The 14774-nt window shown below is 28.3% G+C and carries 14 protein-coding genes; 4 read left to right on the forward strand and 10 right to left on the reverse strand.

What is annotated here, in order from left to right:
- Positions 1-1128 (reverse strand): ATP-binding protein, encoded by a 1128-nt coding sequence (locus JW646_RS06470; protein ID WP_206925330.1) that lies wholly within the window; start codon positions 1126-1128, stop codon positions 1-3.
- Positions 1129-1140: 12 nt separating this feature from the next.
- A complete protein-coding gene (locus tag JW646_RS06475; RefSeq protein ID WP_228416973.1) occupies positions 1141-1956 on the reverse strand; it encodes a hypothetical protein in 816 nt (271 codons plus the stop codon).
- 228 nt (positions 1957-2184) lie between these two features.
- Here JW646_RS06475 and JW646_RS06480 point away from each other — a divergent pair, with 228 nt between their 5' ends.
- Positions 2185-2802, forward strand: a complete 618-nt coding sequence (locus tag JW646_RS06480) for a GNAT family N-acetyltransferase (protein WP_074919405.1) — start codon at positions 2185-2187, stop codon at positions 2800-2802.
- Between the two features lie 66 nt (positions 2803-2868).
- Positions 2869-3555 carry a lysoplasmalogenase gene (locus tag JW646_RS06485; RefSeq protein WP_228416974.1) on the forward strand — a complete coding sequence of 229 codons (687 nt, stop codon included), beginning with the start codon at positions 2869-2871 and terminating at the stop codon, positions 3553-3555.
- 80 nt (positions 3556-3635) lie between these two features.
- Here JW646_RS06485 and JW646_RS06490 read toward each other — a convergent pair whose 3' ends face one another.
- The gene (locus JW646_RS06490; RefSeq protein ID WP_074919407.1) at positions 3636-4877 is read right to left on the reverse strand and encodes a serine hydroxymethyltransferase; all 1242 of its coding nucleotides are present in this window, start codon (positions 4875-4877) and stop codon (positions 3636-3638) included.
- Positions 4878-5161: 284 nt separating this feature from the next.
- On the opposite strand from JW646_RS06490, the gene JW646_RS06495 reads away from it, so the two are divergent.
- The gene (locus JW646_RS06495; RefSeq protein ID WP_228416975.1) at positions 5162-6736 is read left to right on the forward strand and encodes a BCCT family transporter; all 1575 of its coding nucleotides are present in this window, start codon (positions 5162-5164) and stop codon (positions 6734-6736) included.
- A 91-nt stretch (positions 6737-6827) separates the two neighbouring features.
- Here the strand turns inward: JW646_RS06495 and JW646_RS06500 are convergent, their stop codons facing one another.
- The 4 genes from JW646_RS06500 to JW646_RS06515 all read right to left on the reverse strand — a co-directional run bounded on the left by JW646_RS06500 (position 6828) and on the right by JW646_RS06515 (position 10360).
- Entirely contained in the window at positions 6828-7955 is a 1128-nt protein-coding gene (locus JW646_RS06500; RefSeq protein WP_228416976.1) for a DUF1648 domain-containing protein, read from the reverse strand.
- 179 nt (positions 7956-8134) lie between these two features.
- Entirely contained in the window at positions 8135-9274 is a 1140-nt protein-coding gene (locus JW646_RS06505) for a DUF362 domain-containing protein (protein ID WP_228416977.1), read from the reverse strand.
- A 128-nt stretch (positions 9275-9402) separates the two neighbouring features.
- Entirely contained in the window at positions 9403-9717 is a 315-nt protein-coding gene (locus tag JW646_RS06510; RefSeq protein ID WP_148557216.1) for a hypothetical protein, read from the reverse strand.
- 220 nt (positions 9718-9937) lie between these two features.
- Positions 9938-10360, reverse strand: a complete 423-nt coding sequence (locus JW646_RS06515) for a DUF1284 domain-containing protein (protein WP_228416978.1) — start codon at positions 10358-10360, stop codon at positions 9938-9940.
- Positions 10361-10532: 172 nt separating this feature from the next.
- On the opposite strand from JW646_RS06515, the gene JW646_RS06520 reads away from it, so the two are divergent.
- The gene (locus JW646_RS06520) at positions 10533-11588 is read left to right on the forward strand and encodes an NAD(P)H-dependent flavin oxidoreductase (RefSeq protein ID WP_206925323.1); all 1056 of its coding nucleotides are present in this window, start codon (positions 10533-10535) and stop codon (positions 11586-11588) included.
- A 176-nt stretch (positions 11589-11764) separates the two neighbouring features.
- On the opposite strand, the gene JW646_RS06525 is transcribed toward JW646_RS06520, so the two are convergent.
- From JW646_RS06525 to JW646_RS06535, 3 genes are read right to left on the reverse strand one after another with little or no spacing between them, the layout of a single operon-like run.
- Positions 11765-12565, reverse strand: a complete 801-nt coding sequence (locus tag JW646_RS06525) for an acetyl-CoA carboxylase carboxyltransferase subunit alpha (RefSeq protein ID WP_228416979.1) — start codon at positions 12563-12565, stop codon at positions 11765-11767.
- On the reverse strand, positions 12555-13427 hold the full coding sequence (gene accD / locus JW646_RS06530) for an acetyl-CoA carboxylase, carboxyltransferase subunit beta (RefSeq protein ID WP_148557212.1): 873 nt from the start codon (positions 13425-13427) through the stop codon (positions 12555-12557). Before accD ends, JW646_RS06525 begins: the two co-directional genes overlap by 11 nt.
- The gene (locus JW646_RS06535; protein ID WP_148557211.1) at positions 13420-14772 is read right to left on the reverse strand and encodes an acetyl-CoA carboxylase biotin carboxylase subunit; all 1353 of its coding nucleotides are present in this window, start codon (positions 14770-14772) and stop codon (positions 13420-13422) included. Before JW646_RS06535 ends, accD begins: the two co-directional genes overlap by 8 nt.
- Between the last annotated feature and the right edge of the window lie 2 nt (positions 14773-14774).

Below are 14774 nucleotides of genomic sequence, written 5' to 3' on the forward strand. Positions count from 1 at the left end.
TTAGCTCCTTATTGAATTATAAGCTTGAAAATATACGTCCACAAAATTTTCATTTTCAATAGCTTTTTGGTATACCCCATTATAGCTAATTTTCATATCCTTCATAATCCCCACCATTAAATCTATTGGATATTTGCCTAAAAACTCCACAAATCTATTTACAAGAAATGTATCATTTTCATCTTCTATTATTTTATTTTCTAGTGTTTTTAATATATTCATGGCAGTTATATAAAGTCTTGTGTGACTTTCATTTTCTATTCTTTCTATTACATTTTCATCTAGATTTTCTTTAGAAAAAACATCATCAAAGGATATTAATGGACTGCAATTAGACTCAACAAAACTTACAAATTCTTCTGCAATAACTTTTCCCACATTACCTTTTATAACATTTACAAATACTGATCTTGGTATAGTGTCTTGTTGTTCTTTATACATTTTATAAGTTTTTGAAACTCTTTCATAACTTCTTGGAGTTGCTCTAACATCCTCATCATTTATTTTGTGTAAATACTCTGGGAATGTGGAAATAAACTCTATAACCTTAGTCTCTATTCCTGCACCTATAGCCCATTTTATCCATCCATTATGATCTGGGTCCATATTTAACCAAACAAATCTATTTTCTTGTGCTGCGTCCATATCAACAACTTGATAATCAAAATCTGAGCCATATTTGCTTGATGGGTTCATTGCTGCTAGTATCTTCACATTTTCAGGCAATTTATATCCGTTTATTTCTCTATTTAAAATTAAATTCATAAGTTCTTGCTGAACAGTATGTTCACAACGGTTTATTTCATCTATAAATAAAAGCACACTTCTTCCATTATTTATTTCTTCATCAATTTCTCTTAATTTGTTGTGAATAGCATAAATAGTAGTTTTCTTTTCAATTTTGTTTCCATTAGCGTCTATACTCTCATAAGATTCAACTGTTGGAAGTCCTCCTATCTCACCTTCTTTAAGAAGGTTTCCATCAATAGTAACTAATGTCCAGCCATTATCCTTTGCAAGCTTTTTAGCTAAAGCCGTTTTTCCTATTCCACTTTCTCCTACTACTAAAGGAACTTCTCCAGTAGATAATACCAACTCAACACTTTTTAATGTATCTATAAAATTCATAGTCTCTCTCTCCTACATTATCTTTAACTTTTCATCTACAGCTATTTTCTTTGCTTTTTTACTTCCATATTTATAAATAAATAAAACCTTGTCCATTGCATAAGTATCACTATTTCTGTCTATAACAGTACAGCTTAGAAAATCTCTAACGTATTTTTCTTTAACATTTTCACTGCTTAGTACTTCTTTTAGTATATCTTGTAAATCTTCTAAATTTATTTCTTTTTGTATATCCCTTGGTATATGTTTGATTACTAAAATATTTATTTTTAAAAATTCAATAGCTTTATTCCTATTTATATCATGCATAAGCCTTACTGCTGACTCATTATTTTTAACAGCTAATAACTGAGCATTAAAGCTTGGTGATTTAATATATCTTAGTGCATCATAACTAATTTTCACTGATTCTTCTTGCACTTTTTCACTTGGATTTTGTATATATTTTATTGAATCATAATTTTTTCTTACTGCAAGTAGTTGTAATTCCTCACTAGGATTTTTTATATACTGAATTGCCCATCCTGACTTGCCTATAGCTAGTCTTATTACTTTGTCAGTAGGTTTTTTTATATAATCTAAAATACTCCATCCTTCATTTACAGCCTTCATCATCATTTTCTCACTTGGCTCATCTATATATTGAATTGCTCTTACATTATTTTCTAAAGCAACTTCTTTCATCTCATTAGTTGGATTTTTTATACCTTTTAATAAAAGTCCGTTTCTTTCTAAGGCTAATAATTTCATTTCATCCGTTGGATCATTTATAGTTGTTATAATAGAAGGATTTCTCTTTATCATTTCAATAAATCTTGATTCTTCCATATGGTACCTCCCCATCTATTATCATTTTTTTAGTTATTTAAAATCATAATTACTTTTCATTATAGTTTATATACTTTTTGTGTCAATTTAAACAGTATAATTATGGAAATAACTAGAAAAAATAACTAATTTAAATTTTAACTTTTATAATTATAAACTTTGTGAATTTAACATATTTATACTATAATTCATAATCTATAGTAAATCTAAAATCAAGGGGTTAAAATTATGAATAATATATTTGGTTATAAAATTTCAAATTCTCAATATCCACAAATGAAAATTATTGAAACGCCTAGATTTATACTTAGACCGGCAACATTACAAGACGTTCCTGATATTTATGAATATCTTTGCAATGAGAAAGTAGTACAATATCTACCTTTCAATGCACATAAAACTATTAATGACACAAAAAGATTTGTTCAGGTATTTTTTATAAATAATTATAAACAAGGTAAAGTAGGTAATTATGTTATTTATCACAAAAGTGATAAAAAAGTAATTGGAAATATAGGGATTAACAATATAAGGACTAAATCAAAAGAAGGTGAAATAGGAATTTGTATAAATCCTAAATATTGGGGTAATGATTATTCTACAGAATTGACAGTAATAACTCTGATTACAGGCTTTGAACTATTAGATTTGGATAAATTGGTGGCATTAACATATTCTGAAAATAAGTATACACCAAAATCTCTAAACAACTTAGGATTTAAATATGTTAAGACATACAAGCCTAAAAGAAACCTCCAAATATCTCATAGGTTTGAACTAACAAAATCAGATTATTTGAAATTGAAGAAAGAATATTTGCCTAAATTAGTAAAAGGATTTTATTGATACAATTAAATAAGTATTTATCATAGCAAATCATATTATAATAATATTAAAGGGGGAATAAGTATCATGTTAACTTATTATATAAATTTAATATTATTTTTCATATCATTATTTACACTAATTTACTTCATCTACAAACCAAAGAAGAATTACGCATTTATTTTTAAAACTATTACTAGTATTTTGTTTATCTCTACAGGGATAATATGTCATATGAAGTCACCAGGAGATAATTATTATTTTGTATTAATAATTATTGGTCTGATTTTTTCTTTATTTGGAGATATGTTCCTTGCACTTAAAATTAATCATAAAGATGGTTCTTTGAACAAGTACTTCCTTTATGGAGTTCTTAGTTTTTCACTAACTCATATAATGTATATCATTGCTTTTGTTCATCTAAGTTTCTTTAATTTTATTGATTTACTAGTAGCTTTACTTTTAGCCTTTGTTGCTATTTCAGTATTAAAATCCAATAAAAATATAGACTTTAAAAATATGCTAGTACCAGCAAGTATTTATTCTTTTATTATTTGCTTAATGACTTTTGAATCTATAAAACTAGTATTTTTATTAAAATTTAATATGGGAACATGTTTACTGCTAGTTGGTGCCTTGTTATTCATATTCTCAGATATAGTCTTATCTTTTATATTATTTAATAAACATCATAAAAAGTATTTATCTGCAGTAAACTTAATTACTTATTATACTGGTCAATTTCTCATCGCTTCAACTTTGTTGTTCTTTTAATATTTTGAACATAACAAGGGACATATCTTTATTGATATGTCCCTTCAATATTATAACTTCCTAATATTATCTTAAAATTATTAGTCCATCAAATTATATTCTTCATATAACGGATATTTTTCTGTAAGTCCTGTAACTAGATTTTTAGCCTTATCTTCTAAATCATAAGTTAAACATAAGTCTATAGCCTCTGCTATAACTACCATGTCCTCTTCTTTCATTCCTCTAGTTGTAACTGCTGCACTACCTACCCTTATTCCACTAGTTACATTTGCTCCATTTGGATCAAAAGGAATTGCATTTTTATTTGTAGTGATATAAGCTTCATCTAATCTCTTTTCAGCTTCTTTTCCTGTTATTTTTTTATTAGTCAAATCAAGTAATATTAAATGATTATCTGTACCTCCAGTTAATAATTTAAAATCTCTTTTCATTAGTTCTTCAGCTAATTTCTTGCAATTTTTCACAACTTGATTTTGATATTCTTTAAACTCATCACTTAATGCTTCTTTAAAACAAACAGCTTTGGAGGCAATTATATGTTCTAATGGTCCTCCTTGAGTCCCTGGAAATATAGCTTTATCTATAGCTTTTGCATATTTTTCTTTACAAAGAATTATTCCTCCACGAGGTCCTCTTAAAGTTTTATGAGTTGTACTTGTTACAAAATCTGCCACTTCGCAAGGATTTTCATGAAGTCCCGCTGCTACTAAACCTGCAATATGAGCCATATCAACCATTAACAATGCTCCTACTTCGTCAGCTATTTCTCTGAACTTTTTAAAGTCAATCGCTCTAGGATAAGCACTTGCCCCTGCCACAATTAGCTTAGGTTTCACTTCATGAGCAACTTTTTTTACATTATCATAGTCAATAAATCCATCTTTATTTACTCCATATTCATGGAATTCAAAATATTGTCCAGATATATTTGCTGGAGAACCATGAGTTAAATGACCGCCTTGAGATAAATTCATTCCCATTACTTTATCTCCTGGTTTTAATATAGCAAAGTAAACTGCTATATTTGCATTTGCTCCAGAGTGAGGTTGTACATTGGCATGTTCTGCTCCAAAGATTTTCTTCAATCTTTCTATTGCCAAAGTCTCAACTTCGTCAATATGTACACATCCTCCATAGTATCTGTTACCGGAGTATCCCTCTGCATATTTGTTAGTCAAATGGCTCCCCATAGTTTCCATTACTGGCATTGATACTATATTTTCCGATGCTATTAGCTCTATATTTCTTTGTTGTCTAAGTAGTTCTTTCTTCATACTGTTATAAACTTCCATGTCAGCTTGTTTTAAATTTTCAAACATACTCATCATCCTTTCATTTATAACCTACTGTTGACAAATCATAAATCTGTAATTTCCCCTACTATAAATATAGCATTTTTTCCACATAATATAATATATAAATTTTGCAACTTATAAAAATACTTCATCTGTATAATCTCTAAATTCCCTATAATATCTAGTTTATGTATAAATACATGAATTTGCAAAAGTGACAACATCATGTTATAATCAGGTTGTTGCAAAACAACTTATTTATTTTTATAAGTTGTTTGTATATCATAACTTAGTTAGGAGGATATATTATGAATATAAAAAATAAAAATAGTGTCTTTATAATCTCTATAATGTTCACTAGTTTAATAATTGCATTTGGCTTAATAGCCCCAAACTTATTTAAACAGATATCTAGAAACTTATATAATATAGTAATTATTAACTTCAATTGGTTTTACTTAGTAGTAATGTTTTTAATAGTTATTTTTACATTGTTTTTGATTTTTAGTAAATATGGTGATATAAGGCTCGGTAAAGATAATGACAGGCCTGAATTTAATAATTTATCTTGGTTCTCCATGTTATTTGGAGCAGGAATGGGTATAGGTTTAATATTTTTCAGTGCAGTTGAACCCATGAAACATTTTGTGAATCCTATTAATTCTCAACCAGGAAGCACTGAAGCAATAAATTTTGCAATGCAACAATCCTTTATGCATTGGGGTATAACCCCTTGGGCAGCCTATTCATTAATGGGACTTGCTCTTGCATATTTTCAGTTTAGAAAAGGTGCACCAGGATTAATAAGTAGTATATTTTTACCTATCATAGGTGAAGATGGTGTAAAAGGTCCAATAGGTAAGTTTATTGATATTTTAGCAGTATTCACTACAGTTACTGGTATTGCCACCTCTTTAGGTATGGGTACTATGCAAATAGCTGGTGGATTAGAATATTTATTTAATATTAAAAACACTATTTTGATACAAATACTTATAATTACTATAGCTACTTTTTTATATATAAAAAGTTCTACAAGTGGTTTAGATAAAGGAATTAAATTATTATCAAATATTAACTTAACTTTGTCATTTTTATTTTTATGTGGAGCAATACTAATTGGTTCTCAATCTAATATGATGAAAAATTTTTTAAATGGAACTGGTTTATATCTAGAAACATTTATTACGCAAAGTTTGTTTATAGATAAAAATGGAACATGGATAGCTAACTGGAGGGTCTTTTATTGGGCATTATGGATAGCATGGATTCCTTTTGTTGGTATTTTTATAGCCAGAATATCAAAAGGTAGAACAATAAGAGAATTTATAATTGGTGTAACAATCGTACCTGCATTAGCATGTATGATTTGGTTTTCAGTATTTGGAACATTAGGTATGGATTTAGGTATGGATTTTGCTACAAGTTCAATTAAAGTTACTGAGACAGCATTATTTAAAGTCTTAGCAAATTATAATATGGGAGGAGTATTATCTGTAATAGCTATGATACTTTTATGTACCTTCTTTGTTTCTTCTGCCGACTCAGCTACCTATGTATTAGGAATGTTTACATCTAACGGTGATTTGAATCCTAGTAACAAAAACAAAATTGCATGGGGAATAATTCAAGCCTTATTAGCAATAGCTTTAATTATATCCGGTGGATTAGAAACATTACAAATGGTGTCTATAGTATCTGCATTCCCTTTTGCAATCGTAATGCTTATTAGTATTGTATCTATTAAAAAAGCATTAAGCGAAGAATTTAGTAATAAAAAATCAGTTAATAATGAAAAACCTTCAAAAAATAATATAAATACAAAAGAAATGTACTTGAATAAATTAAAATCAGATAATAATGAGTTTAAAGAAATATGCTAATAAAATTAACTTTCTAGTATATACTTTAAAAAGTAGTTACTAGCCATTTAGGATTAGTAACTACTTTTTTATTTTATTAAAAATATGATTTTTATATAAAACTGATTAATAAACTTCCAACTGTTATTAGCACAAGTATAATTGTAATCACTTTTCCTAAAGTATGAGCCATATTAATACTCCACCCCATACCTAATCTTTTTTCTACCATAAGTTTTGGATCTTCTTTGTTATAATAAATAAAACCATAGATCCACTTTTCATCGTCATTTTCAATTGTATATATATTTCTACTCTTGGGTTTTATACTGCTTAGCATAAGATAAAAATATATTACAGGAACTACTATAAAAATTGGGATTATACATGATCCTATAGTTAGCCACATGGGCATGTCTTTTTCTTGTACCATAAATATTGGTATTGTAGATGTAATAGACTGAATACTAAGAGTTAAAACAAGAAAAGAGTATCCTATGCCATTTAAGTATTTTACAGCTTTCTTTCTATTTACTTCTAAATTTTCATTGTCTATATAAGTATTTCCAGCTACACTTCCTATGCCTATTACAGCAAATAATAGTACCATGGATATATCTATAAAACTAGTAAAAAACACGTTTAGTATATTTTTTTCAGAGTATCCATCTGGTTTACCATATGCTCCCCAATGTGTGATTATAGTATCTGGCATATTTTTATAGCTTAATAATACGTATACAAATGATACAAGAGATAATATTATACACATTCCAAATAGTATTTTAAATTTCTTTATTATTTTTTTCTTTTCCGTTGCAAGAATTTCATCTTCTTTTATGATTACTCTTATAGGTACTTGTTCTTTATTATCGTTATTATATAGCTGTAAATTAGCTAAATAAGCATCTTTTACATATTTAACTTTTTTATATTCTATTGTTAAAATTAAAAAGAATAAAGTAAGATATATGATATTACAAATTATAATATTAGCACCTATATTTAAATCAAATATAGTTTTTAGGATTAAATATACCATGATACTTAAAAACAGTGATACATTTAATTTTCTTTTAAAATCTTTAGTTATCTTAACTTTTAAATCTTCTTCTATAATTATTTCGTTTATGTATACTCCAAAAAAGTATTTCCTACTACTTAATGATTGTGTACTTAAAGCTATTAAATGTGTAAATAATATTATAAGTATAAATACTATATAGTTTAGAAAAAACATAAGCTCCCCCTCCGTCTTTATGCTAATTATATTTTACTGTCCAAAAAACTTGTATATAAATAGAATATGAATATTTAAATTTTCTGTTTATATGTTTTATATTATAGGAACTTGAAATAAAATATCAATTACTTTTCCTAAAGTATGGTTTTTTATGCATAAGTTACATTTAGGTCTTCTTATAAAAATCTAAAAATAAAAGGCCTTTTCAAATCCACAGCCTTTTTAGGACATAGTTCATGACAACAAAAACATCTTATGCAATTATCTAAATTTATATTAGGACCGTTTTCTTTCATGTCTATAACTTTAGGAGGACAAACCCTGCTACATACTCCACACTTTACGCATTCTTTGTAATTTATTACTGGTTTCCCTGCCAATTTTTTATTTATAAAAATCTCAATATTTCTAGGTACTTTACCTCTTAGAAAACTAATACTTTTATTTAAAGGTATTTTAAAATCCTTAATTACTTTATCTTCTAATTCTTCTCCTAATAAACAAATATCCGAAAAGTCTTTTTCTATTAAGTTTCGTTCAACGGATCTTTGTACTGTTGGAACCTTAAGTGGATCTAAATTTATAAGTTTACAGGCAATAACATCTATAGCATATGGGCTAGGAGAGGCTAGTAATACACCTATTTTTCTAGGCACACCTGCAGTTGGACCTTCACCTTCCATGCCAACTACGCCGTCCATAATAGTAAGAGTTGGTGATACAAAAGCACATATATCAACTAATGATTCTGTAAAATCCTTAACTTCAGGCATTTTAAAATGATACTCAGCCTTTTTCACTCCAGGTATTACTCCAAATAAGTTTTTTACCCCTCCTGTAAAAGTTGCCATGGCATGAGTTTTTAATTTGCAAATATTTATAACATGATCTACTTCAACTATAGGTTTTATTACTGTCATATATTTTAGTATTTTTCCATTGTTATTTTCTACTTTTATTTCTGAAGTATCATAATTCAATTTAATATTAAGTTCTTCACATACTTTTTCTATCCCACAAGCTTTGTATACACCTTTTAAAGATGATTTTGTGTAAGGTCCTCCTGGACTATCCCCAACTATTACCTTGCATCCAAGCTCCAAAAGTTGTTCAGCCATAATTTTTAATATCATAGGATGAGTAGTTGCCATTTCTTCTGGCAATTTTTTTGCAACAAGATTCATTTTTATAAATACTGTACTATTTTTCTTTACATACTTTTCAAGTCCACCTAAATCATGTAACAATTTTTTTAATTGGGATTTTACTTCTTCATATTTATAACTATCACAACTTCTTAGTGACACTTCTTTCATGTTATATCTCCTTTTTATAATATTCCTTTTTTAACTACTTAATTAATTATATCATTTCATGATAACGGGTTATAAAATAAAAAACTCCTGAGAAATAGATGTTTTTTATTTCTCAGAAGTTTTAATATCTAATTTAGTATATTTTGATTTTTAAAAGTAGGGCAGCTTTTCATTATGCCTTCCCATAATGCATTTATATAAATCTCAAATGTATCATAATCATGTTTAAATAGCTCATCTGGCAAAGTAACTTGTACAGATTTAGCAATAACTAAAATTCTATTATAAAAATCATGATACTGATCATATTTAATCATTTCAAGTAATTTTAATATTTCTAATTCATGTAACTCAGCTTTTTCTCCAATATCATATCCTACATTACTTATCATCTTTATTTCTTCCATAGGTACACCAACTTCCATAATATTATAGTTTTTCAATAAAATTATAAAAATAAAAGCTTAAAAGATTAGTCCAAATTAAACAAAAACCATGAAGATACATTAATTATTTTAATTAATATAAAAATTCATGATTTATATACATTGCTATTAGATTTTATTATTTTTACATTTTTCACTCTAGCATTAAATACATTATATGTGATTTACACATCACATACAATCTATTTTCAACGACATTTTCTCCGTATTTTCAACACTACTTATTAATTATATAATCTTTACAATTAGTAACTCCATACCACTCACATTCTCTACAAATATCATCAAATATATCTTCTGTCATATTATCATATACTAATGCTTCTAATTCACTATAATTGTAAAATCTCTCTTTTAAATTAAAATATCTGGCAACCTTTAAGTCAAGCAATTTTACTTTGTATTGAGATGAGCAAAGATTTTCATCTAATTTATTCGGACATTTTTCACAAATACTATCTGTATAAAAAACCAATTCTACTTCATTTATTTCTTGCCTTATATTTTCTACTTTAAGAAATTGATTATAAGCTTTAATTTTTTTTATAATATTTTCCATTTTTACCTTAAAATCTTCACTGTATCCATTTCCACTGTAAGCTCTCATACAAAGCAAATGATGTGGCCTTATTCTTAACATAGATTTACTTTTAGACCTCCTTTCAAAATTCAAATTTATATATGCAAAACCTTGTATTTTCCAGGCACTCATAAGATTATTATAGTATGAAAATACTAAGTTTTATAGTATAATATTAAGTAATCTTAGTTAGTTTTAATTTTAAATTTCCCCATTATATAGGAGGAAATTTATGAAAGAATTAGTAATAGGAAATTTAATTGCAAAAGTACCTGTAATACAAGGCGGAATGGGTATTGGTGTGTCTAGATCATCTTTAGCATCTGCCGTTAGTAATGCTGGTGGAATCGGGGTTATATCAGGTGTTAACATTGGGTATGACGAAGATGATTTTGAAAATAACACTTTACAAGCAAATTTAAGAGCTTTAAAAAAGCACCTTAAAATAGCTAAAGAAAAATCCAATAATGGTATTATTGGTGTTAATTTAATGGTAGCTATGAATTATTACGAAGAACATGTAAAAACAGCAATAGAATCTGGCTGTGATTTAATAATTTCTGGAGCTGGGCTACCTTTACAGCTGCCTAAACTAGTAAAAAATAGTGCAACTAAAATAGCTCCTATTGTATCATCATCTAAAGCAGCACAAGTTATCCTAAAAATGTGGGATAAAAAGGATAAGACAACAGCTGATTTAATAATTGTGGAAGGTCCTAAAGCTGGTGGTCATTTAGGTTTTAGTAATGATGAATTAGATGATATAAAATCAATTAATTATGATGATGAATTTATTAAAATTCTAGATATCACAAAAACATATGAAGAAAAATACAATAAAAAAATACCAGTAATTGCTGCTGGCGGAATATCTTGCGGACTTGATGTGAAAAAATATTTAGATTTAGGTGCTAGTGGTGTTCAAGTAGGTACTAGATTTGTTGCTACTCATGAATGTGATGCACATGATAACTTTAAACAAACTTTTGTTAATGCCAAGGAAGAAGATATTCAAATAGTTAAAAGTCCTGTTGGACTTCCTGGAAGAGCAATAAAAAATAAATTTATTGATAAGGTATCATGTTCAAGACCTAAAATTACAAAGTGCTATAATTGTTTGATCCCTTGTAATCCTAAGGACACACCTTATTGTATTTCAACTGCTTTGATAAATGCAGTAAAAGGCAATGTGGATGATGCTCTATTGTTTTGTGGAGCAGACGCATACAAAATAAATGAATTAAAATCAGTAAAAGAAGTTATTGATGAATTAACTTATAACATATAAACCATAAATAATAAAAACTGGCTAACTCTATTGGAATTAGCCAGTTTTTATTGAACGTAATTTATTATTTTACCTCCTATTTTTAATTGCTTAATAAATGTATTGTATCAATAATTTTAAACAATAAAAAATGAAGGATCTACTGATTATATCGTATCCCCTCCATTTTTATTATTTTAATTTCCCATTTTTCTAAATTTGTCATATCTGTTATTTAATAATTCATGAGAATCTATATGAATTAAATTCTCTAAATCCTTCAATATATATCCTTTTATATTTTCAGCTGCCTGAAGTGGGTTTGCTTGAGCACCATTTTCTGGCTCCATAATAATGTCATCTATTATGCTAAAATCTTTTAAGTCATGAGAAGTTATCTTCATGGCTAAAGCCGCCTTTTTTGCCTTACTTACATCTTTCCATAGTATAGATGCAAATCCTTCTGGAGATAAAATGGAATAAATTGAGTTTTCCATCATATATACTTTATCACCTAGAGCAAGAGCTAATGCTCCACCACTACCTCCTTCTCCTATAATTATTGATATTACAGGAGTTTTCAAACTACTCATTTCTAGTAAGTTTTGAGCTATAGCATGACCTTGGCCTCTTTCTTCCGCTCCTATACCACAAAATGCTCCAGGAGTATCTATAAAACAAATTACAGGCCTTTTAAATTTTTCTGCTTGCTTCATTAGCCTTAATGCTTTTTTATAACCTTCTGGATGGACCATACCGAAGTTCATATCTATATTTTCTTTTGTGGTTTTTCCTTTGTTAATTCCAATAACTGTTACATTTATATCATTTATACTACCAATTCCACCAATTACAGCCCTATCATCTCTAAAAGATCTATCACCATGAAGTTCAATAAATTCATCAAATATGTTTTCTATATAAAATTTAGCATTTGGTCTATCTTTATGTCTTGCAAGATTAACCTTATCCCATATTATGTTTTCATTATTTTGCATTTTCTCTCACCCCATGTAATTTTAAAACTTTGTATAAATAGTTTCTTAAATCCCTTCTTTTAACAATAGAATCTATAAATCCTTTTTCCAAAGCAAACTCTGCACTTTGGAAATCTTCTGGTAGCTTTTCATTTATAGTATTTTCTATTACCCTTCTTCCTGCAAATCCAATTACTGCATTTGGCTCACTTATGATTATATCACCTTCCATGGCAAAACTAGCTGTAACACCACCTGTTGTAGGATGAGTTATTACACTAATATATAAAAGTCCTGCCTCATTATGTTTTGATATTGCTAAAGAAGTTTTGGCCATTTGCATAAGTGAAAATATTCCTTCTTGCATTCTAGCTCCACCAGATGCTGTAAAAATAATAAGAGGAAGTCTATTCTTTGTTGCATACTCTACAATACATGTTATTTTTTCCCCTACAGCACATCCCATACTACCCATCATAAAGTTACTATCCATAATGGCAGTTGCTACCTTTAGAGAATTAATTTCTCCAGTTCCTGTTATGACAGCTTCTTTTAGGCCAGATTTGGCTTGATTTAGTTCTAATTTGTCTTCATATCCTTCAAAACTTAAAGGGTTTTTAGTTTCTATCTCTTTAAATAGTTCCACAAATGTATTTTTATCAAATATTTGATTTATTCTATTCTTTGCAGAAATACTAAAATGATGCCCACATCCTATACATACCTTGTAGTTTCTATCTAAATCTTCTTTATAAAGTATGTTTTTACATTTAGGGCAATTAGTCCATTTTCCATTAGGTATATTTGGAGTATGGGAACTATCTTCTAAGTTTCTAGTGCTTACTGTCACATATTCTCTTTTTCTAAATAAATTTTTAAGCATTATTATTCACCAACTTATTCTCTATAAAAGAAGTATTATAATTTCCATTTATAAAATCTTCATGTTCCAGTATTTCATATTGAAAATCTATATTTGTTGTAACCCCACCTATGGCAAATTCATCTAGGGCTCTTTTCATTTTAATTATGGCAGTTTCTCTGTCATCTCCGAAAGTTATAAGCTTTCCTATCATTGAATCATAATATGGTGGAATTTCATATCCACAATAAATAGCACTATCAACCCTAACTCCTAAACCTGATGGAGTATATAATTCTGTTATTACACCTGGACATGGTCTAAAATTATTCTTTGGATCCTCTGCATTTATTCTACACTCTATAGCATGGCCAGATATTTTTATATCTTCTTGCCCAATTTCCATCTTCATACCTGAGGCTATCTTTAACTGTTGTTTTACTATATCTATATTTGTAACCATTTCTGTAATAGGATGCTCAACTTGAATTCTTGTATTCATTTCCATAAAGTAAAATTCACCACTATCATCTACTAAGAATTCTATAGTTCCTGCATTTTTATAATCAACAGCCTGAGCTGCTTTAACTGCAACTTTCCCCATTTTTTCTCTTAGATCATCATTTAGAAAAACAGATGGGGCCTCCTCTAAAACTTTTTGGTTATTTCTTTGCATTGAACATTCTCTTTCACCTAAATGAATTACATTCCCATGCTCATCAGCCAATATTTGGAATTCAATATGTCTTGGATTTTCTATAAATTTTTCAATATATACCTTATCTTCGCCAAAACAAGCTTTTGATTCTAATTTGGCAGCTTCAAAATTACGTTTAAATTCTTTAATATCTCTTACTATTCTTATTCCCTTGCCTCCACCACCAGCAGCGGCTTTTATCATCAGTGGAAATCCTATATTTTTAGCTAAATCTAGGGCATGATCATAAGAAAGTATTTCACCTTCATATCCTGGTACAACAGGAACATGTGCTTTTTTCATTATTTCTCTAGCTCTTGCTTTATCGCCCATTAGCTCAATAGTTTCATAATCTGGTCCAATAAATTTTATATTGCATTCTTTGCACATTTTTGCAAACTTTGGATTTTCTGATAAAAATCCAAAACCAGGATGTATACCTTCACATCCTGTTAAAACACATGCACTTAAAATATTTGTCATATTTAAATAACTATCTTTACTAAGCGGTCCTCCTACACAAACAGCTTCATCTGCCATTTGTGTATGAAGGGCATCTTTATCTTGCTCAGAATAAATAGCCACAGTTCTTATATTAAGCTCTCTACAAGCCCTAATTATTCTTACTGCAATTTCACCTCTGTTAGCTATAAGAATTTTCTTTAACATAA

Source organism: Terrisporobacter hibernicus, assembly GCF_020809405.1.
Taxonomy (GTDB): domain Bacteria; phylum Bacillota; class Clostridia; order Peptostreptococcales; family Peptostreptococcaceae; genus Terrisporobacter; species Terrisporobacter petrolearius.

Bases quoted from the DNA above. Each gene is read 5' to 3' on its own strand.
- JW646_RS06470 (WP_206925330.1), bottom strand. From the start codon at position 1,128: ATGAATTTTATAGATACATTAAAAAGTGTTGAGTTGGTATTATCTACT.
- JW646_RS06475 (WP_228416973.1), bottom strand. From the start codon at position 1,956: ATGGAAGAATCAAGATTTATTGAAATGATAAAGAGAAATCCTTCTATT.
- JW646_RS06480 (WP_074919405.1), top strand. From the start codon at position 2,185: ATGAATAATATATTTGGTTATAAAATTTCAAATTCTCAATATCCACAA.
- JW646_RS06485 (WP_228416974.1), top strand. From the start codon at position 2,869: ATGTTAACTTATTATATAAATTTAATATTATTTTTCATATCATTATTT.
- JW646_RS06490 (WP_074919407.1), bottom strand. From the start codon at position 4,877: ATGTTTGAAAATTTAAAACAAGCTGACATGGAAGTTTATAACAGTATG.
- JW646_RS06495 (WP_228416975.1), top strand. From the start codon at position 5,162: ATGAATATAAAAAATAAAAATAGTGTCTTTATAATCTCTATAATGTTC.
- JW646_RS06500 (WP_228416976.1), bottom strand. From the start codon at position 7,955: ATGTTTTTTCTAAACTATATAGTATTTATACTTATAATATTATTTACA.
- JW646_RS06505 (WP_228416977.1), bottom strand. From the start codon at position 9,274: ATGAAAGAAGTGTCACTAAGAAGTTGTGATAGTTATAAATATGAAGAA.
- JW646_RS06515 (WP_228416978.1), bottom strand. From the start codon at position 10,360: ATGTTAAGAATAAGGCCACATCATTTGCTTTGTATGAGAGCTTACAGT.
- JW646_RS06520 (WP_206925323.1), top strand. From the start codon at position 10,533: ATGAAAGAATTAGTAATAGGAAATTTAATTGCAAAAGTACCTGTAATA.
- JW646_RS06525 (WP_228416979.1), bottom strand. From the start codon at position 12,565: ATGCAAAATAATGAAAACATAATATGGGATAAGGTTAATCTTGCAAGA.
- accD (WP_148557212.1), bottom strand. From the start codon at position 13,427: ATGCTTAAAAATTTATTTAGAAAAAGAGAATATGTGACAGTAAGCACT.
- JW646_RS06535 (WP_148557211.1), bottom strand. From the start codon at position 14,772: ATGTTAAAGAAAATTCTTATAGCTAACAGAGGTGAAATTGCAGTAAGA.